Here is a 20211-nt window from a genome sequence, read left to right on the forward strand (position 1 = left end):
CCGGCGCCATCATGGGCAGCAGGCGAGACAGATTGGCGCATTCGAAAAGGCGAGGAGGGCCCTTTCTCCCGTCTGCCGAACAATCAGGCCTTCCGCATCATCCGCAGCCAGACGATCTCGGTCACGGCCACCGCAATCAGGCCGAAGGTGCCGCCGATCAGCACGTTGATGATACGCTCCTCGGCAATGCCGCTGGCACCGCCGGCAAAGGAGGCCGCCAGCGCAATGAAGAAGCAGCGCAGGCCGAAGCCGACGATATAGCGGGAGAACGAGATCAGCGTGAGGGTGGCCGCGAGCACCGCGGTCGCATAACCGACGCGGCTTGGCGGCAGGGCAAGGCCAGCGAGAAAGCCGAGCGGCACGCCGACGAAGGCCCCGATCGCCCGCTGCTTCAGCTTGCCTGTGGACGCCGTGAGATCGCCGACCACGACGCTCGCGGCCGACCACATCACCCATTGCCCCTGCGCAAGGTTGAGGATCTCGACCAGCGCCGCTGCGGCAAAGACCGCCATCGCGCTCGCGAGCGCGGGCAGAAACCATTCGGCCGCCGGCGGTCCGAACGAGGTCGCGGCAGTGCCGCGCCGGCGCTGGTCGTAAATCTGGATGGCACAGACCAGCGCCAGCGCGATCGGCGAGGAGACGATGATCACGCCGGCATGGCGAAGCGCTTCCGAGGCGCTGACGCCCTCGCGCACCTCGCAGGCGAGATAGACGGCGGGGATGAACACCCAATTGCCGAGCGTGCGGAAATGTTCGCCATAGCGCGTTCCCGCGACAGCCAGGAAGCCGGCGAGCGCCGTCAGCACCACGAAGAGCGGCTTGACCGGAGCTGCAAAGAACAGCGCGGCGAAGGTGACGAGGATGGTGAGATAGTGCCAGGCGACCACTTTCGGCGGGAAGTGCTGCCGGAGCGCGGGAATGAGCAGCGACACCGCGACGAGGCCGAGGTTGAGCAGCGCGGTCTCGCGCGCGATGAAATAGGCGGCGACCATCGGCCCGACCACGATCAGCGCGCGCACGAGCTCGGCGGTCTTGATCTCGCGGGCGAGGAGGTCGCGGAGGCCCGCGGCGGTGGGAATCGTGGGGGAATTCACGGGACACCAAAGCGGCGAATGAAATGCCGAGCATAGCACGGAATGCTGCAGAAACTTTGCGTATGGCGCGACAGCCTTTCCACACTCTCGCTGTCATCGCCCGGCTTGACCGGGCGATCCAGTACCCCGAGACGGTCGTGGCTCAATCGATAGGCTGCGGTGTACTGGATGCCGGTCAAGCCGGGGCATGACAGCGGAGTGCGGGGGCGATGCTGCCGCTCGCCGCCATGATCGTCACCGCTGAATGATCTTCATCCAGACGTCGCCCAGGATTGCGGGCTCGCGCGGCGGCAGATAGGTGAGGCCGGCCTGCTTGCCGAGCTCCGCGATCCTGCCGTCCGCTGCAAGCTCCGTCAGCGCCTTGTTGACGGCATCCATCAGCGCGCCATTGCTGGCAAGCCCGACATAACCGCGATTGGCGCCGATCGGGTAATAATAGCCGGAGGCGGTGACGGCCGTATCGGGATGCGCGGCGCGATAGGCGTCGAACCGGGCAAGATCGATCAGGGTCGCGTCATAGTCGCCGCGCTGGAGCGCGCCGAGCAGGTCGTCGCGCCCGGGGACGAGATGGGTGATATTGTCGATCAGGCGTCCCCTGTCGAACGTCATCAGGATGGCATCGCCGAGCGAGCCGCTCTCGATCGCGAGGCGAAGGCCCGCGAGATCGCCGACGTCGCCGATCTTGCGGTTCTGCGCCGTCGGCCCCAGCACCACCGTCATCGGCGAATAGAGATAAGGCTGGCTCGGCGCAAGCACGCCGAGCGCGACACGGCGGCGCCTGTCATCGCGCGTCGCGCCGGAAAAGTCCGGCAGGCGCGCCGTCTTCATGCCGGGCTTGACGAGGGAATCCGCCGTCAGCGCGTAGCCGCCGACCAGCGCGCAGCGTCCGTCGGAGAGCAGCGCGTTGGCTTCGAGTTGCGGGCTGGAATCCTCATCCAGCTTGCTCTCGAACCACTGGATCGTCAGCGGTCGCCCCATACGCTGCGCGACCGCCTGGGCCAGCAGCACGTCGAAGCCGGCATCCGGCTTGCCCCTGTGATGCGCCGAGAGCGGCGGCCGGTCCTCGTCGAGGCAGATCTTGAGTGGATCGTCTGCCGCATGCGCGGTGGTCGCCGCGAGAATCGCGCCAACGCTCCATGCTGCAAGCCAGGTCTTCACGGCTTTCTCCGGCTCGAAACGAAGGCCCAGAGATTCCCGATCTCATCGTCGCTGAGGATGTCGCCCCAAGGCGGCATCTTGTTGTTCTTGCCGTTCTTCACCGTGGTGACGAAGCGCGTCTTATCGTCGGGAAAGGCGCGCAGGTCCGGCGTGATGGTGCCGGAGTTCATCAGATTTGGACCGTGGCAGTGCGAACATTTCGAGGCGTAGGTTGACTTGCCATGGTCGATCTGCGCCTGCACGGGATCGCCGGTCGTCTCATCCGCGGCACGGACGGTCGCCGCAAGCGCGACCGTCAGCACCAGGGCGGTGGCGAGGACCGCCACCGTCTTGTGAGAGATGTGTTTCAGCATCGTGCCGCGGTTATTGCTTGACCGCAAAGACCCACAGCGAGCCGCCGGCCGGCACGCCCGCAAGCCGTTCGTCCCCCGAGAAGATCGAGTAGACGCCGCCATAGCCGCTGGTCACGGCGACATATTGCACGCCGTCCTGCTGCCATGTGATCGGTTGTCCCTCGATCCCCGAGCCGGTCTGGAACTGCCAGAGCTTCTTGCCGCTGTCGGCGTCGAATGCTTCAAACTCTCCGGTCAACGCGCCCGTGAATACGACGCCGCCCGCGGTCGACAACACCCCAGAGAAGCGGGGGATGTCGCTCGGCGCCTCCCACTTCGCCTTGCCGGTCATCGGATCGATCGCCTTGAGGTGACCACGCGGCCCGTCGGGCCAGTCCCAGAGGTCCGTCAGATCCATGCCGAGGTACCATTCGCCGGCCTTATAGGTCACTGGCTCGGTCTTGTAGTGACCGCCGAATGCGAGCGTGTTGGCATAGGCGAGTCCGGTCTGCGGATTGAACGACATCGGCTCCCAGTTCTTGCCACCGAGCAGTGATGGGTAGACGACAACCTTCTTGCCTTCGCGTGCGTCCTTCGAAACGTCCGTCTCGATTGGCCGGCCCGTCTTCATGTCGATGCCGGTCGCCCAGTTCACCTTCACATAAGGATTGGCCGCGAGCAGCTTCCCATTGGTGCGGTCGAGCACGTAGAAGAAGCCGTTGCGGTTGGCGTCCATCAGCACCTTGGTCGGCTTGCCCTCGACGTTCATGTCGGCGAGCACCATCTCGGCCACGCTGTCATAGTCGAACGGGTTGTTCGGCGAGAACTGGTAGTGCCACTTGATCTTGCCGGTCTTGGGATCCATCGCCAGCACGGAGCAGGTGTAGAGATTGTCGCCGGGGCGTACTGCCGAATTGAACGGTCCGGGATTGCCGATGCCCCAATAGACCGTGTTCAGCTCGGGATCGTAGGAGCCGGTGATCCAAGTCGAGCCGCCGCCGAGCTTCCAGGTGTCGCCCTTCCAGGTATCGCCGCCGGGCTCGTCCGGCGAGGGGATCGAATGGGTGCGCCAGAGATGCTTGCCCGTTGCCGGATCCCAGCCGTCGATGAAGCCGCGGGTGCCAAACTCGGCGCCGGAGATGCCGGTGATGACGACGCCGTCGGCCACCAGCGGGGCCACGGTCATCGAATAGCCTTCCTTGATGTCGGCCGCCTTCTGCCGCCACAGCTCCTTGCCATCCTTGGCATCGAGCGCGATCACGTTGGCGTCGAGCGTGGTGCGAAACACTTTTCCGTCGTAGAGCGCGGCGCCGCGGTTGATGATGCCGCAGCAGACGACGCGCGGCGTCTCGGCGGGATATTCGATCTTGGATTTCCAGATCTGCTTGCCGGTCTTGGCGTCGACCGCCATGGTCGCGTTGTGGGAGGTCACGTAGATCACGCCCTGGTACACCAGGGGCTGGGATTCCTCGCTACGATCATCGTTGAAGGAGTAGTTCCAGACCGGGACGAGGTTCTTGATCGTGTCCTTGTTGATCTGGTTCAGCGTCGAGAAACGCTGGAGATTGTAGCCCATCCCGTAGTTGAGAACGTTCGATGTATCGGTCGCGCCATTGACCAGTTGCTCGGTGGTCTGAGCGCTTGCACATGTCGATGCAAGCATGACGAGGCTCGCGGCCATCGCAAAGCGTTTCATCCGTTCCTCCCAATATGCGCGCCTTTTGACGCTGCGACGTAACACTCCGCCCGAATGCAAAACCCGTCAATACGAAAGTCGAAAGTGCGCCGCCGATATGCGGATGTGCCTTACGGAAACCTGACAATCGACCCGCGCTTGTGTGCAGGCGCTGCAAAAAATTCCGTGGCATGAAGCGGTGCCGAGCGCAGACCACCGGTTTCGACCAGCGGGTTCCGCGGGTTGTGCGGTGCGCAGGTTGCATTCCGGGCTTGAATCGGGGCAGGCTTGTGGACTTATGTCATTTTCGCCCCGCGAGATCAGGGGCTCTGGCCAGGAGGTTTCGATGATGTCACGTCGCTCTATTGCGCTTGCGCTCACCATTGCAGTGCTGTCCGGTCCGGCCTGGTCGGCTTCCGGCAGCGCGGTGAAGATGTTCGACACCGACAATGACGGCACGCTCGATCTCGCCGAGGTGAAGAAGGCTGCGAGCGCCTTGTTCGCCAAGCTCGATCCCGACCACGACGGCACCCTCGATGCGCGCGAGTTGCGCGGGCGGTTATCGGCGAAAGAGCTCGCTGCCGCCGATCCTGATCACGACGGGACTCTCACGCTCGACGAATACCTGGCGGTGGTCGAGCAGCGCTTCAACGCAGCCAATCCCGACAAGGACGGGACGCTGGATGCGAAGGAGTTGAACTCGCGCGCCGGCCGCGCGCTGCTGCGCTTGCTGCGCTGAGCGCCTCAACCGGAACAAGCCGACGACGGCGGATTGCGATCAATTCCGCCCCGACATCAGGAACATCGGGCTGCCCGGCCTGTTCTCTCCGCAACTCCTGCCGGCGCCCGGGGCTGCGCGAAGGGAAGAGAGGAGATGATGCAGATGAACACGAAACGATCCGTACTTGCTGCATGCGCGATCCTGACGTTGAGCGCCGGTGTCGCCGTCGCGGGCCCCTGCAACACCGGCAGCGCAGCCAACGACAAGGATGCCGGCTCCGGTCCCGTCACGGTGGGCTCGGCGCAGTCCCATTCGTCGAGTCCAGCGAGCGACACCAGCCAGCATCCGCCGACCAGCACGATGAATCGCGCGAGCGGTGAAACACCGGCGTCGTCCGAGGATGCGCAGCGGCAGATGCAGAGCGAGCCGACAGCGGCTCAGCGGGCCGAAGGTGCCAAGCCGAACACAGCGACGGCCGACAAAGGTTGCTGACGGCGAGGCCCAGGGTCGTGTCGATTCGACGCCCGGTGCGCCGCACAAGCTGGCTCTCAGTGGGTCGTGTTTGACCAAGAGGGAACTGGCTTTGCCCGAGAGAGAAATGCAGTCGCGAAGAATCGACACAGACCTGCACGACACTCGAATCGAAGCTTGAACTATGGAGGAGGCAGCCCTAGGTTTTGCCCCGCGCGATGTCGCGCTCAATTCCTTGGGGAGACCCGAATGGCCTGGAAAGCTCCGAAGATCGTGGAAGTGCCGGTCGGCATGGAAATCAACATGTACGCCTGCGCTGCGCGCAAGTAAGCAAGTAAGTCTGACGACCTGCCGCGGCTTCGATGGCGAATGCCGTCGAAGCCGCGGCAGTGTTGCTGCCGCTCATGGCCGCGTCCCGCAGGTTGTCCTCGATGCTTTGCCGTTGATGCAAAGCCACACTTGTCCGGACGTCGGCACTTCTCCTCCAAAATCCCAATCGTGCTCTAGCCGCAGTGTGTTACGCTGATCCCTCAGTCAGCGCTGTTGCCGTATCAAATCGGCGCGCGCATGCGGAAGACGGGATGCGGATCGGAGCTCTCAGATTTTGGACGGCGGTGGTGTGCGGCCTCGCGGCTGCACCGACATGCGTCAGCGCCGAGGACGGCTTCGATACCGAGCACATCTTCGGCTTCATGATCGGCACCGATGTCGGCAATCCCGGTGAGCGTGAATTCCAGACCCAGACCACGGGGCGCTTCGGCAAGGGCGGCGGCACCTATCGCGCCCTCGCGCAGGAGGTCGAGATCGAGGTGGTGCCGCTGCCGAACTTCCGCATCGAGCTCGGCGGCACCGCCAGCTGGCACGACATCACCGGCGTCCCTGACATCGACGACCGCCGCCAGTTCAACTTCCAGGGCGCCTCGCTCGACCTGCGCTATCGTCTGCTCGACCGCGAGCGTGCGCCGTTCGGCCTGACCATCGCCGCTGAGCTCCACGGCGACCGCATCGACGAGATCAGCGGCGCCAAGGGGCGGATGTACGGGACCGACTTCAGGCTCGCCTTAGACCGCGAGCTCGTCCCGAACTTCGTCATCGGCGCGCTCAATTTGATCTATCAGCCGGAATGGGCGCGCTTCGAGCTGGCGGGCGTCTCGGAAAGGAGCTCGACCATCGGTGCCGCCTTCGGCGGCCTGGTGCGCGTGCGCCCCAACGTGCTGCTCGGCGGCGAGATGCGCTACTTCCGGCAATATGAAGGCATCGGCCTCGGCGAGCTCTCGGGGCAGGCCCTGTTCGTCGGACCCACCGCCTATTTCCAGCTTTCGGAGCAATCGCGGCTCACTCTCAGCTGGAGCATGCAGGCCTGGGGACGCCCGGCAGGGATGAGCGGCAATCTCGATCTCGTCAATTTCGAGCGGCACCAGGCGCGGCTCGTGTTCGGGGTGAATTTTTAGGACGCTCTTTCCCTCTCCCCTTCTTGTGGGAGAGGGTGGCTCGCCGCGATAGCGGCGAGACGGGTGAGGGGTCTCTCTCCGCGGGTCCGTCTCACATTTGAGTTCGCGGATAGAACCCCTCATCCGGCGCTTCGCGCCGCCTTCTCCCACAAGGGGAAGCTCATTTCGGCGAAAAACGCAACACTCTCAATGGCTAACCCCGCGAGTGTCCGTCAGGTGTCGGGAATAGCGGATTTCAAGCCTTTTCCAGTATTTTTTCGCCGCGCATCCTATGCACGGCCCGATTCGGGACCGTCGGCCGGTGCTGCACACTTGCACCTGCACCAATACAAGGAACCGATCGGAGGCATGCAGGCGCTCGGTCAATCTGAACAACTTGTACTTCTACACCTATGTAGATCTGACATCGGCTTACGGAGCCACGGGGCAATCGGAACAGGCACAGCAGAGTTTGACCGAATTGAACAAGCTTCGACCAGACTTTACGGTCCAGTGGTACCGTGATCTTGGCTACTCAATTTCAAGCAACCCGCAGTTTCGTCGGGAGTTCGATGACATTGTCGATGGGCTAAGGAAGGGAGGCGTCCGGGAGCAACAAAATGCAAGTCTATTCGCTTGCTGACGTGGACGGCCTCTTTCATCTCGAATGTCACCTATTGGCGCATCGGCGAAGTTGCGCCTCGCGGGTCGTAAGTCCGCTCGTTGAGCCAGAGCGGACCAGATTTGCTCAACCTGAGTTCTTCGTTTTGACCCTGGCTGTGTGAAAAGTCACGAGTCGGCTAGGATTCTTCCGTTTCCTGATGGGGGATACGGATGGGACGCTTCGTTGAAGGCGCGGACAGATCCCAGCTGACGCTCTTGCCGGAATGTCTGGAGGATTGGGTAGGCGAGGACAACGCGGTCCACGTGATCGATGTGTTCGTCGAGGCGCTCGACCTGCATGGAATGGGGTTTGAGCGTGTGATCGCCAAGGAGACGGGCCGGCCCTCCTATCATCCGGCAGTCCTTCTGAAGCTTTACATCTACGGTTATCTCAATCGGCTGCAATCCAGTCGCCGCCTGGAACGTGAGACGTGCCGCAATGTCGAGGTAATGTGGCTGATTGGGCGCCTGGCTCCCGATCACAAGACGATCGCCGATTTCCGGAAGGATAACGGCGCGGCGATCCGGAAGGTTTGCGCGAAGTTCGTTGCACTATGCCGGCAAATGGGCCTGTTGCAGACCGCAAGCGTCGCAATCGACGGCAGCAAGTTCAAGGCGGTGAACAACCGCGACCGCAACTTCACGCATGCCAAGATGGCAAGGCGGATGGCGCAGATCGAGGAAAGCGTCGGTCGATATCTGCGTCAACTCGATAGCGCCGATCGGCAGGAGCCATCGGAAGCGATCAGCATCAAGACGACGAGGATCAAGGAAAAGATCGCTCGGCTGAAGCAGGAGATGAGCCGCCTGGAAGTGCTTGATGCGCAGATGCGCAACACGCCGGATCAACAGATATCGCTGACCGATCCGGATGCCCGTTCGATGGCCACCAGCGGACGCGGATCGGGTGTCGTCGGCTACAACGTCCAGGTCGCGGTGGACACCGAACACCATCTGATTGTGACGCACGAGGTCATAAACGTCGGCAACGACCGTGGGCAGCTTGCTCGGATGTCGAAGCAGGCCAAAGAAGTGCTCGCAGTGGACAAACTCGATGCGGTCGCCGATCGTGGCTACTTCGACGGAGAGGAGATATTGGCCTGCGAAGAGGCTGGCGTTGCAGTCACCTTGCCCAAGCCCATGACGTCGAACGCCAAGGCGGAGGGCCGGTTCGGCAAACAGGACTTCGCCTACCTGCCTGATGAGGATGTCTACCGCTGCCCATCGGGCCAGCTGCTGCCCTATCACTTCACCAACATCGAGCATGGAATGACGCTGCGCCGTTACTGGTCGACGGCGGCATGCCAAGGCTGCGCGATCAAGAGCCAATGTACGCCGTCCAAGGAGCGCCGGATCACGCGCTGGGAGCATGAGCATGTGGTCGAGGAGGTCCAGCGACGGCTCGATTCCAATCCTGACGCCATGCGGACGCGACGTGAGACAGTCGAGCATCCCTTCGGCACGATCAAAGCCCGTATGGGTGCGACCCACTTCCTGATGAAGCGCCTACGGAATGTCGCCGCTGAGATGGCGCTGCATGTTCTCGCCTATAACCTCACACGGGTGATGAACATCGTCGGCAAACCGCGCCTGATTGCAGCCATCCGCGCCGCCTGAAGGCCGGAAAGCGCGTCCAAAACCGCAATACCCCGTCGCGATACCCACTTTGGCCGGTCATTGGACGATCCGATGCGTCAGCACCGGCCGCCTGCAATGATTGGCGACCACGCCGCGTCCGACCTATCCGTTTGCACACAACCAAGACCCGGAGCGGACATCACGTTCGCCGCCTACACGATTGAAGTTCGCCGCGCAGCGAAGATCCGCACCCCTTCGGCCAGTCCCTTGAGCGCATGAACGCCGCGATCCTCGAAGGAGAGACCAGAGCCCGCAACCAGATCCCTGAGCACACTCGACGTTAGGATCTCCCCCGGGGCAGCCAGTTGAGCAACGCGAGCTGCGACGTGTACGGCAATCCCGCCAATATCATTCGGTAAAATCTCTATCTCCCCGGTGTGCAGACCGGCCCGAACTTCCAGGCCCAGGTCGCGCACGGTTTCACGAACAGCCTCGGCGCAACGTACTGCACGGGCGGGACCGTCGAACGTTGCAACAAACCCATCGCCGGTCGTCCTGATTTCCTTGCCACGAAATCGAGCGATCTCGCGACGCACGCTCGAATCATGCCTAACCAAGAGATGGCGCCATTCGCGGTCGCCAAGTGAGCACACGCGCTCTGTCGAACCGACAATATCGGTGATCAATACGGTCGCTAAACAACGTTCCATTTCGGAATGAGAGCGTGACCCGGTCAAGAATTCTTCTATTTCGTCAAGAATGCGTTGTGAGTCTCCTGCGCAGAACAGGTGATCACTTCCCGACAACTCGACGTAGCGCGCACCGGCAATGTGTGTGGCCAGATAACGGCTCGCCGCGACATTCACCCGCGGGTCATTTGTTCTGTGCATTATCAACGTGGGTACGTGAATGACGGGTAAGACGCCGCGGATGTCAATTTCGCTGTTCATGCGCATGAGCGTTTTCACGTCCGACGGGCTGGCGCCGAGGCGCTCGAAGCGCGCCCACCAGTTGCGAAACGCCCTGTCTTGGGCAAGGCTCGGTGCAAACCCGGGAACAAGCGCTCCGCTCCCCCATGACTGTTCAACCTCTTCCAAGAAACCGGCAAGTTTATCCGGCGACATCACGGCCGTCGAAAACAGGCCATAAGAGCCATAGAGCATCAGAGCAAGGGTACGGTCAGGATGTGTGGCAGCGAACAGCAGTGACATCGGACCGCCCTCAGAAATGCCGAGGAATGCTGCGCGTTTCGAACCGACCGCGTCCATCACCGCACGCGCGTCATCCATTCGCTCCTCAAGCGTAGGAATTGCCGTAACCCGATCTGACAACCCCGTTCCGCGCTTATCAAAGCAGATCAAGCGAGCGAAGGAGGCGAGCCGTTCCATGAAGCCGGCCCAGCGAGGTTCATCTCAAACATGATCGACATGCGAGATGAATCCCGGTACCCAGACAAGATCGAGTGGACCGTTCCCAATGACCTGATAAGCGATATGGACCTCGCCGCTTCTGGCGTATCGGGTTTCGGGAAGCATCACTAACCACTCTGGCTGATGCGATCGGAATTGAAGCTTTCACTATTTAGCACACGTCGCTAGTCGGCGCCCTCATCTTTCGACCAAGAGCGGGACATTCCTACGGCTCGTTCCACGTCGGATTTTGGCCCGTGGCTGACTTCCCCTCTTGGCCTCGCACGGTCCGCTTCGGAGGGCTGAGCGGAAAGCCATCATGGAGACGCCGAGGGCAGTCTATGACCCTGGCTGTGTGAAAAGTCACGAGTCGGCTAGGATTCTTCCGTTTCCTGATGGGGGATACGGATGGGACGCTTCGTTGAAGGCGCGGACAGATCCCAGCTGACGCTCTTGCCGGAATGTCTGGAGGATTGGGTAGGCGAGGACAACGCGGTCCACGTGATCGATGTGTTCGTCGAGGCGCTCGACCTGCATGGAATGGGGTTTGAGCGTGTGATCGCCAAGGAGACGGGCCGGCCCTCCTATCATCCGGCAGTCCTTCTGAAGCTTTACATCTACGGTTATCTCAATCGGCTGCAATCCAGTCGCCGCCTGGAACGTGAGACGTGCCGCAATGTCGAGGTAATGTGGCTGATTGGGCGCCTGGCTCCCGATCACAAGACGATCGCCGATTTCCGGAAGGATAACGGCGCGGCGATCCGGAAGGTTTGCGCGAAGTTCGTTGCACTATGCCGGCAAATGGGCCTGTTGCAGACCGCAAGCGTCGCAATCGACGGCAGCAAGTTCAAGGCGGTGAACAACCGCGACCGCAACTTCACGCATGCCAAGATGGCAAGGCGGATGGCGCAGATCGAGGAAAGCGTCGGTCGATATCTGCGTCAACTCGATAGCGCCGATCGGCAGGAGCCATCGGAAGCGATCAGCATCAAGACGACGAGGATCAAGGAAAAGATCGCTCGGCTGAAGCAGGAGATGAGCCGCCTGGAAGTGCTTGATGCGCAGATGCGCAACACGCCGGATCAACAGATATCGCTGACCGATCCGGATGCCCGTTCGATGGCCACCAGCGGACGCGGATCGGGTGTCGTCGGCTACAACGTCCAGGTCGCGGTGGACACCGAACACCATCTGATTGTGACGCACGAGGTCATAAACGTCGGCAACGACCGTGGGCAGCTTGCTCGGATGTCGAAGCAGGCCAAAGAAGTGCTCGCAGTGGACAAACTCGATGCGGTCGCCGATCGTGGCTACTTCGACGGAGAGGAGATATTGGCCTGCGAAGAGGCTGGCGTTGCAGTCACCTTGCCCAAGCCCATGACGTCGAACGCCAAGGCGGAGGGCCGGTTCGGCAAACAGGACTTCGCCTACCTGCCTGATGAGGATGTCTACCGCTGCCCATCGGGCCAGCTGCTGCCCTATCACTTCACCAACATCGAGCATGGAATGACGCTGCGCCGTTACTGGTCGACGGCGGCATGCCAAGGCTGCGCGATCAAGAGCCAATGTACGCCGTCCAAGGAGCGCCGGATCACGCGCTGGGAGCATGAGCATGTGGTCGAGGAGGTCCAGCGACGGCTCGATTCCAATCCTGACGCCATGCGGACGCGACGTGAGACAGTCGAGCATCCCTTCGGCACGATCAAAGCCCGTATGGGTGCGACCCACTTCCTGATGAAGCGCCTACGGAATGTCGCCGCTGAGATGGCGCTGCATGTTCTCGCCTATAACCTCACACGGGTGATGAACATCGTCGGCAAACCGCGCCTGATTGCAGCCATCCGCGCCGCCTGAAGGCCGGAAAGCGCGTCCAAAACCGCAATACCCCGTCGCGATACCCACTTTGGCCGGTCATTGGACGATCCGATGCGTCAGCACCGGCCGCCTGCAATGATTGGCGACCACGCCGCGTCCGACCTATCCGTTTGCACACAACCAAGACCCAAACCTGACATCGATCTACGCGGTCAAACGAGATAGGCTGATGCCAAGGTCTGGGGGTCTAATCGGGAATCGGGACGACCGAATATTCGTCATTGGCGCACCACCGCAGGAAACCTCGCCGTCCCAGCTTTTCGGAGGCGGCGACATTTCCTCAATCGTCGTCCGCCGTCCCATGTGCAGAGATACGGTGAACTTTGCAGCGTGTGACGGGAATGGCGAAGCTGCTTGGGTTTCGTGCTGCGTGTTCTAGCCGCTGCGAGGAGCCGCTGCGATGATGAAGCCGGACATCATGCCAGAGGATCAGCCTTTCACCCTTTCGACCTTACCGCCCGGGCGCGCGCAGAAACGGCTTGCCCTTGCGGTTATGCTCGCCTTCCTTGGCGTCCTTTTAATCTTGGCAGGGGGCCTCTCGAATATCCAGCTGAGGCGGATCGACTCCTTCGTCCCGGCCTACGGCATGGCGATGTTCGTGAATGACATGATCACCGCGGTCCTGCTGTTCAACCAGTTCGCCATCCTGCGCTCGTGTGCCATCCTCGCAATCTCAACCGGGTATCTCTTCACAGCGCTCATGCTTGTCCCCTGGATGCTGGTCTTTCCGGGAGCGTTCGCGCCAGCTGGCCTGCTTGGCACGGGGTTACAGAGCACGGATTGGCTCAACGCTGTGAGGTACGCCGGTTTTCCTACGTTCGTCATCGCGTATACCCTCTTGAAGGGTGTCAATTCGCCTAAGCGATTATGGGAGGGCTCAGTGGGCGCGACGATTCTTTCGAGTGTTGCGATGACGTCAGCCGTTGTGTGTTCCGTGACAGTCCTTGCCATAGTGGGTGATGCATACTTACCCCGCATCATGCTCGACCCGGTCTATTTTTCTACCTTCGCGCTTTATCTTGCCGGTTGTCTAATCCTGTGGAACGCAATTGCGCTCACTTTGCTCTGGATACGCCAGCGCTCGGTGCTCGATCTGTGGCTGATGGCGGTTGTTTGTGCCTATGCAATTGAGATCTATCTGGTCTCGTACCCCGGTCTGGCCCGGTTCAGCGCCGGCTGGTATGCCGGCCGCGTCTTCGGGTTCGTCTCCAGCATTCTTGTGCTCATTGTGCTGTTGCATGAGATAACCACGCTTTACGCGCAGCTGCACCGCGCGGTCCTGGCGCAGCGTCGCGAACGTGAGGCGCGGCTGATGACCGGCGATGCCGTTTCGGCATCAATTGCCCACGAAATCAAACAGCCACTCACAACGATCAAAGCCAGTGCAAACGCAGGATTGAATTGGCTTGATCGCGGCGAGCCTGAGCTCGATCGTGCCAGGGATGCTTTGCGGCGCGTTGTGACTGCAGGAGACCGTGCGGACGCCTTGGTCGAAAATATCCGGACGCATTTCAGGATGGGCGTACGGCCCCGCACTTCCCTTGATATCAACGATGTCATCCGGGGAGCCCTGACGGTCGTTGGCGACAAGCTGCGAACAAATCGGATCGCCGTTCGAGCCGACCTTAACGAACGACTGCCGAGGATAAGAGGCGAACAGATTCAGCTCCAGCAAGTGCTGGTGAATTTGATTGGGAATGCAATCGACTCCATGGCCACCGGGGATGGGGAGCGCTTGCTCTCCATAAGGTCCGAAGTCCATCAGTCCAGATATGTGATGGTGTCGGTGCAAGACACGGGGAAAGGACTCGAGCCGGGCACCGACGATCGAATATTCAACCCGATGTTCACGACCAAGGAGGACGGCATGGGCATGGGGCTGGCGATCTGCCGATCGATCATCGGGGCGCATGAAGGAGAAATATCGGTAACCCCCCATAAGGGCCCCGGCGCCATTTTTCACTTCACTGTGCCTTTCGATCCGGGCAGCGCATCCTAATTGGGGCCGGCCCCATCCGTATCACGGTCGGCCGCGAGTGCTTGAGCGATCTTCTGAGCCGCCTGAGTCCGACTATGGCTCATCGGCGAAGTTGCGCCGCGCCTGACGGAGGTCCGTTCGTTGGGGCAGAGCGGACCAGACTTGCTCAACCTGAGTTCTTCGCGTTTTGACCCGAAGCGGTCATGGACGCATCGATGTACATGATGCGCTGGGCGGGCCGATCGCAAACGTTACCAACGAAATAACGAAGGCCCGCGAGGAAGACGGGCCTTCGACGGATATTCGAATGGCGAAAGCTTTAAGGCCCCATCCTGGCCGAGGCGGGATGTCCGGGCACCTGGAAGCGCTTGCCGGTGTCCATGATGTTGCTGCCATCGACCTTCAGGATCGAGAAGTCCTGCGTAAGGTAGTTGCCAACAAGGAGGTAATTGCCGTCGGGCGTGAACACTGCCGCTTCGGGTAAGCCGCCCACCTCGATGTCTCCAGTCTTGCTCACTTTCTTCCCGTCGATCTTGAGCACCGAAATGCTGCCGTTCTTTTCGTAGAAGTATGCGTTCTTCATATTTGAACCGCGCAGAATCACGGCAACCGCGACGTCGCCCTTTGGGCTGATTGCGAGTCCCTCGGGGCCGTCGCCCACCACCACGCGATCGATGATGCGCGGCGGATTGGCCTCCAAATCAATGACGCTCGTGGTATCCACACTTCCATCGGAAGCACCCGCATTACCATTGTCAGAGGTTAGGGCGATTTTCCCGGCCGGTGCGACCGCAACATTGTACGGCCATTGGCCGGTGGGCAGATCAATCTTGTTGTACGTCACCTTTTCGCCCGCAACGTCCAGCATGGAGATCTTATGAGCAGGGAAGCGGGCGACCAAGGCTCGCTTGCCATCCGGGGTGAACGTCACGTGCGACGGACTGTCCGGCATCGCAACGGTGTCCGTGATCTTCACGTCCGTGCCGTTCACGGAGAGGACGCTGATCGAATTGTCTCCGCGATTGGAGACCAGTGCCATCTTGCCATCTGGGCTGAAGCTGAGCCCTGAAGGCTGCTTCCCACCCGTGAGCGTTGCCGCCAGCTTAGGCGGATTGGCCTGCAGGTCGACGACGTAGATCCTATTATCGAGCATCTGTTTCAGCGCGTCGCCGTCCTTGACGACATCGACGGAGTCGGCGACCAGCGCCACCGCGCCGCTGGGATCGATCGCAACGTTCACGGGCGGTCCGACGACCGAGTTCTTGAGCGGCAGGGCAGCGATGATCTTGGGGGTCTCAGGAGATGCGAGGTCGACGATCAGAACTTGATCCTTGCCGGGTGCGGACAGAATGGGCTTGCCGCTTTCGTCCCACAGAAGTTTCTCATCGAGGCCGACAATCATGAAGGGCTTCGCGTGCCCAGTGCTAAAGCTCGTAGTTAGCAGCATGACGGCCGCGAATGATAGTCCTATGGAACGGTTACGCGACATCTTGGCGTCCTCCGAAAATAACGCCCGCCTCTGGCGGGCGGTTCTCGGCAGCTTACGCCGTGAATCATTCCTTTGCTAGTAGCGCTTCGTCTGCTCGTGGCCCGAGCTGCCTAACTCAATGCTTGCCCAAGCGTCGGCAGTCGAGGAAGACCGGAAGCGGCTCGCAGCGGCCTCCACCGCCGGCTTTGGGCCATCAGCGAAGTTGCGCTTCGTTCAGCGAAGGCCCGCTTCCTGCGGCTGACCGGACTGCATTTGCTCGCTCTGAGTTCTTCGCCTTTGACCCTTAGCGGATCTGCTCTCCCTCTCGCGTAGCCAGAACCCACCTCGGATATTCTTTGATCTATATCAACCGGCGCGGGAATCGCTTGGCTTTGATCGCCTGGCTAAAGATCCGATCCAAATAAGCGCCAGGTGCTTAAGGCGGCAGACACCCTTGCGCTCGCGACTCTTGCCGCCGTCATCGATCGGCGCGGATAGCTCGAGCTGATCGACGCCGCCGCAAGCCATTCCGGCTTCAGGCGCATCGCCAGGAAGAGGATCATGTAATGAGTAACGATAGGATTCCGGCCGAGCCAAACAAGGAGACCGGACCCGGCAGCGCAGGATTGAAACGCCGCGATCTCCTTTTGAGCGGCAGCTCCATCGTCGCAGCTTCAGCGCTCTCTGCGGTCGGCGCGACAGGTTTTGCGCAAGCACAGCAGCCGGCACCCACTCCCGCGCCAGCCGGACAAAGGCCCAATATTGTCGTCATCATGGGGGACGATATCGGAATCTGGAATATTGGTGCTTACCATCGTGGCATGATGGCCGGCCGGACGCCGAACCTCGACAAGATTGCGGCGGAGGGGATGCTGTTTACCGATTACTACGCCGAAGCGAGCTGCACAGCGGGCCGCGCCAATTTCATCACCGGAGAGCTGCCGATCCGCACCGGCATGACCACGGTCGGCCAGGCCGGCGCTCCCACCGGCTTGCCGGCGGAGGCCGTGACCATCGCCACCGCGCTCAAAGGCATGGGCTATGCCACCGGCCAATTCGGCAAGAATCATCTTGGCGACAAGAACGAGTTTTTGCCGACGGTGCATGGCTTCGACGAATTCTTCGGCTACCTGTATCACCTCGATGCGATGGAAGATCCGGCCCACCCCGGTTATCCGCAGGACCTGTTGAACGTCGTCGGTCCGCGCAACATGCTCCATACGTGGGCGACCGATGTCGACGATGCCACCGTGGACCCGCGCTGGGGCAAGGTGGGCAAGCAAAGGATCGAGGACGCCGGCACGCTCTATCCCAAGCGGATGGAAACCGTGGACGACGAAATCCGGGACCTTGCTTTGAAGTTCATTGAGAAGGCCAAGGCCGACAACAAGCCGTTCTTCCTGTGGCTCAATCCAACCCGCATGCACATCGTCACGCACTTGTCGCCAAGATACCAGGCGATGCGCAATTCCAAGAACGGCTGGACGATTCATGAAGCCGGCATGGCGCAGCTCGACGACGATGTCGGCATCGTTATGCAAAAGCTCAAGGACATGGGCGTGGATGACAACACCATTGTAATCTTCACTACTGACAACGGCACAGAGGTCTTCACCTGGCCGGATGGCGGACAGACGCCATTCGCGCAAAGCAAAGGCACCGTCATGGAAGGCGGTTTCCGTGTGCCGGCAATGATCCGCTGGCCTGGCAAGGTGCCGGCCGGCAAGGTCGAGAACGGCATCATCTCCGGGCTGGACTGGTTCCCGACCTTACTAGCCGCAGCGGGCAACCCGAACATTGTCGAGGAGTTGAAGAAGGGCAAACACATCGGGGACCGCACCTACAAGTGCCATCTGGACGGTTACAATCAGATGGACATGATCACCGGCAAAGGGCCGTCGAGCCGGCACGAAATCTGGTACTTCGGCGAGAGCGAGCTGGGAGCCGTGCGCATCGACGACTTCAAGTATCGTTTCATCGACCAGCCTGGAGGCTGGCTGGGCGAAAAAAGCAAGGTTGACGTGCCCTATTTGACCAACCTTCGCCTCGATCCGTTCGAGCGGACGGGCTGGCCCGATAGCGGGACCAAATTTGGCGCGCAGCAATACTTCGACTGGTTCAAATATGAATTCTGGCGCTTCGTGTTCGTTCAGCAGGAGGTCGAGAAACTGGCCATGACGGCGATCGAGTTTCCGCCGATGCAGAGGGGGGCAAGCTTCAATCTAGACGCGGTGAAGGCCAAGATCGAAGCGGCGCGGGCGGCGGTAGCGAAATAAAAATTCATATCGTCAAGGTGGGGCGGCCGGCCTCTCGGCCGCCCCACGCTGCACCAAAAAATGTCTCCTTCTGGCCCGTGCCTGACCTTAGCTCAAAGCGCCTAGAGGTCTGCTTCCCGTAGGTGACCTGAACCGGCGATGTGAGCGGGCAAGGCAGCTTTTGACCCTGGCTGTGTGAAAACGCTGTGCCGCTGCTATGATTCTCCGGTGATTCTTTTTGGGGGAATCGATGAGGCGCTTCGTTGAGGAGGCGGATCGTGGGCAATGCACGCTGTTGCCGGAATGCCTCGATAATTTCATTGACGAGAGTAATCCTGTCCGTGTGATCGATGCGTTTGTCGATGCGCTCGATTTGGCCGAGATGAGCTTCGAGGTTGAGCCGGCGGCGACCGGTCGGCCATCGTACCATCCCTCGGTTCTCTTGAAGCTCTACATCTATGGCTATCTGAACCGGGTGCAGTCGAGCCGGCGGCTCGAACGAGAAGCCGGACGCAATGTCGAACTGATGTGGCTGCTGGGTCGGCTCACTCCCGATCACAAGACGATTGCCGACTTCCGCAAGGACAATGGCCTGGCGCTGCGCAGGGTGTGTACGCGCTTCGTTGAACTCTGCCGTGGGATGGGTCTCCTGACGACGGCGAGCGTTGCCATCGACGGCAGCAAGTTCAAAGCGGTGAACAACCGGGACAGGAACTTCACCCGGGCGAAGGTGGAGCGGCGACGCTCCCAGCTGGAGGAGAGCGTCGCGCGGTATCTAGGCCAACTTGACACGGCCGACCGGCAGGAGCCGACGGAGGCCCTGGCCACAAAGGTGACGAGTCTTACCGAAAAGCTGACGAAGCTGAAGGAGGAAATGGGCAAGCTTGCCGCTTACGAGAAGCAGATGCTTGCATCGCCTGACCAGCAAATCTCCTTGACTGATCCCGATAGCCGCTCGATGGCGACGAGCGGCCGCGGCTCCGGCGTCGTCGGCTACAATGTGCAGGTCGCCGTGGATACCGAGCACCATCTGATTGTGACCCATGAGGTAACGAACAGCGGCTCAGATCGGGCTCAACTGGCCAATATGGCAAAGCAGGCGAAAGAAGTGCTCCAGACCGATGCGCTCGAGGCCGTTGCCGATCGCGGCTACTTCAGCAGCGTGGAGATCCTCGCGTGCCACGAGGCCGGCATCACGGTAACTCTGCCCAAGCCACAGACGTCGGGTGCCAAGTCAGATGGGCGCTTCGGCAAGCAGGATTTTGTCTATTTGCCTGAAGAGGACGCCTATCGCTGCCCAGCTGGAGAGCAACTGCCTTATCGCTTCACGAGCGAGGAAGACGGGAAGCGGCTACGGCGCTACTGGACCACGGCCTGTCAAAATTGTTCGCTTAAATCGCAGTGCACGACAGGGCCAGAGCGGCGGATTCCACGATGGGAGCATGAGCATCTGCTCGAGGCTGTGCAGCAGCGTCTCGATGCAAACCCACAGGCCATGCGCCAGCGTCGAGAGACAGTCGAGCATCCGTTCGGCACGATGAAGGCCCGCATGGGAGCGACACACTTCCTCACCAAAACGCTTCCAAAAGTAGCCGCCGAAATGGCACTCTCGGTGCTGGCCTATAATCTGACACGGGTCATGAACATCGTCGGGATCAAGCCGCTGATCGCTGCGATCGGGGCCTGAGACACACGCGGCTCCCCGCTTCCGGGACCGACGCCCTTTGAGATCGTTTTTACACGGCCAAGACCCTAAGCAGACTTTAGGTGCTGCCCCGGTCTGGACTTCGTGCGCACGATCATACTTGCCTGCCAATGGCCCAGGAAGTTGCGGATGCGCTGCATCGGCTTGCCCGATGCAGCGCCAGGCACGTTCCTCACTGCCTTTCGTAGATGGCAACGCTGCTAATGGGCTGACCGTTGGCGCCGGTGCCCTCGGTAGTAACCGCGAAAGTCTTTCCGTCGGGCGAAATCTCGTTGGAGCCGGTTTGAATCGGCTTTTCGGCTTTGGACCGGACGCCGTGTTTCGCTGAGGTGATGCGTCGAATCGGCTCATTGCGCTCGAGCGGTCGATGTGAGCCGATTACTTCTCGGAGAGCGCACG

General features: G+C 61.0%; 15 protein-coding genes. 9 read left to right on the forward strand and 6 right to left on the reverse strand.

The features are described from left to right. Nucleotides 1-83: 83 nt before the first annotated feature. From QA642_RS14725 to QA642_RS14740, 4 genes are all read right to left on the reverse strand, one after another. On the reverse strand, nucleotides 84-1094 hold the full coding sequence (locus tag QA642_RS14725; protein ID WP_283085297.1) for an FUSC family protein: 1011 nt from the start codon (nucleotides 1092-1094) through the stop codon (nucleotides 84-86). A 234-nt stretch (nucleotides 1095-1328) separates the two neighbouring features. Next, the gene (locus QA642_RS14730; RefSeq protein ID WP_283085298.1) at nucleotides 1329-2252 is read right to left on the reverse strand and encodes a transporter substrate-binding domain-containing protein; all 924 of its coding nucleotides are present in this window, start codon (nucleotides 2250-2252) and stop codon (nucleotides 1329-1331) included. Next, nucleotides 2249-2605 (reverse strand): cytochrome c, encoded by a 357-nt coding sequence (locus tag QA642_RS14735; RefSeq protein WP_283085299.1) that lies wholly within the window; start codon nucleotides 2603-2605, stop codon nucleotides 2249-2251. Before QA642_RS14735 ends, QA642_RS14730 begins: the two co-directional genes overlap by 4 nt. A 10-nt stretch (nucleotides 2606-2615) precedes the next feature. Beyond that, on the reverse strand, nucleotides 2616-4280 hold the full coding sequence (locus QA642_RS14740) for a methanol/ethanol family PQQ-dependent dehydrogenase (protein ID WP_283085300.1): 1665 nt from the start codon (nucleotides 4278-4280) through the stop codon (nucleotides 2616-2618). 325 nt (nucleotides 4281-4605) lie between these two features. Between QA642_RS14740 and QA642_RS14745 the strand changes: the two genes are divergently transcribed. From QA642_RS14745 to QA642_RS14765, 5 genes are all read left to right on the forward strand, one after another. Continuing rightward, a complete protein-coding gene (locus QA642_RS14745) occupies nucleotides 4606-4998 on the forward strand; it encodes a calcium-binding protein (RefSeq protein ID WP_027562366.1) in 393 nt (130 codons plus the stop codon). Nucleotides 4999-5142: 144 nt separating this feature from the next. Beyond that, nucleotides 5143-5472 carry a hypothetical protein gene (locus tag QA642_RS14750; protein ID WP_283085301.1) on the forward strand — a complete coding sequence of 110 codons (330 nt, stop codon included), beginning with the start codon at nucleotides 5143-5145 and terminating at the stop codon, nucleotides 5470-5472. Between the two features lie 228 nt (nucleotides 5473-5700). After that, complete coding sequence (gene pqqA / locus QA642_RS14755) at nucleotides 5701-5781, forward strand: pyrroloquinoline quinone precursor peptide PqqA (RefSeq protein WP_012029362.1); 81 nt, start codon at nucleotides 5701-5703, stop codon at nucleotides 5779-5781. A gap of 251 nt (nucleotides 5782-6032) precedes the next feature. Continuing rightward, nucleotides 6033-6902 (forward strand): hypothetical protein, encoded by an 870-nt coding sequence (locus tag QA642_RS14760; protein ID WP_283085302.1) that lies wholly within the window; start codon nucleotides 6033-6035, stop codon nucleotides 6900-6902. Between the two features lie 813 nt (nucleotides 6903-7715). After that, nucleotides 7716-9161 (forward strand): IS1182 family transposase, encoded by a 1446-nt coding sequence (locus QA642_RS14765; protein ID WP_283079231.1) that lies wholly within the window; start codon nucleotides 7716-7718, stop codon nucleotides 9159-9161. 173 nt (nucleotides 9162-9334) lie between these two features. Here QA642_RS14765 and QA642_RS14770 read toward each other — a convergent pair whose 3' ends face one another. Further along, the gene (locus QA642_RS14770; RefSeq protein ID WP_283085303.1) at nucleotides 9335-10510 is read right to left on the reverse strand and encodes an adenylate/guanylate cyclase domain-containing protein; all 1176 of its coding nucleotides are present in this window, start codon (nucleotides 10508-10510) and stop codon (nucleotides 9335-9337) included. A 429-nt stretch (nucleotides 10511-10939) separates the two neighbouring features. On the opposite strand from QA642_RS14770, the gene QA642_RS14775 reads away from it, so the two are divergent. Both QA642_RS14775 and QA642_RS14780 read left to right on the forward strand, forming a co-directional pair. Continuing rightward, a complete protein-coding gene (locus QA642_RS14775; RefSeq protein ID WP_283079231.1) occupies nucleotides 10940-12385 on the forward strand; it encodes an IS1182 family transposase in 1446 nt (481 codons plus the stop codon). A 421-nt stretch (nucleotides 12386-12806) separates the two neighbouring features. Next, a complete protein-coding gene (locus QA642_RS14780) occupies nucleotides 12807-14405 on the forward strand; it encodes an MASE4 domain-containing protein (protein WP_283085304.1) in 1599 nt (532 codons plus the stop codon). 298 nt (nucleotides 14406-14703) lie between these two features. Here QA642_RS14780 and QA642_RS14785 read toward each other — a convergent pair whose 3' ends face one another. Next, nucleotides 14704-15786: a beta-propeller fold lactonase family protein gene (locus tag QA642_RS14785; protein WP_283085305.1), complete on the reverse strand. Its 1083-nt coding sequence runs from the start codon at nucleotides 15784-15786 to the stop codon at nucleotides 14704-14706. 632 nt (nucleotides 15787-16418) lie between these two features. Between QA642_RS14785 and QA642_RS14790 the strand changes: the two genes are divergently transcribed. Further along, entirely contained in the window at nucleotides 16419-18128 is a 1710-nt protein-coding gene (locus QA642_RS14790) for an arylsulfatase (protein ID WP_283085306.1), read from the forward strand. Between the two features lie 229 nt (nucleotides 18129-18357). Next, entirely contained in the window at nucleotides 18358-19794 is a 1437-nt protein-coding gene (locus QA642_RS14795) for an IS1182 family transposase (protein WP_283085307.1), read from the forward strand. The last annotated feature ends 417 nt before the right edge of the window (nucleotides 19795-20211 follow it).

The sequence above is a fragment of the Bradyrhizobium sp. CB2312 genome (assembly GCF_029714425.1).
Taxonomy (GTDB): Bacteria; Pseudomonadota; Alphaproteobacteria; order Rhizobiales; family Xanthobacteraceae; genus Bradyrhizobium.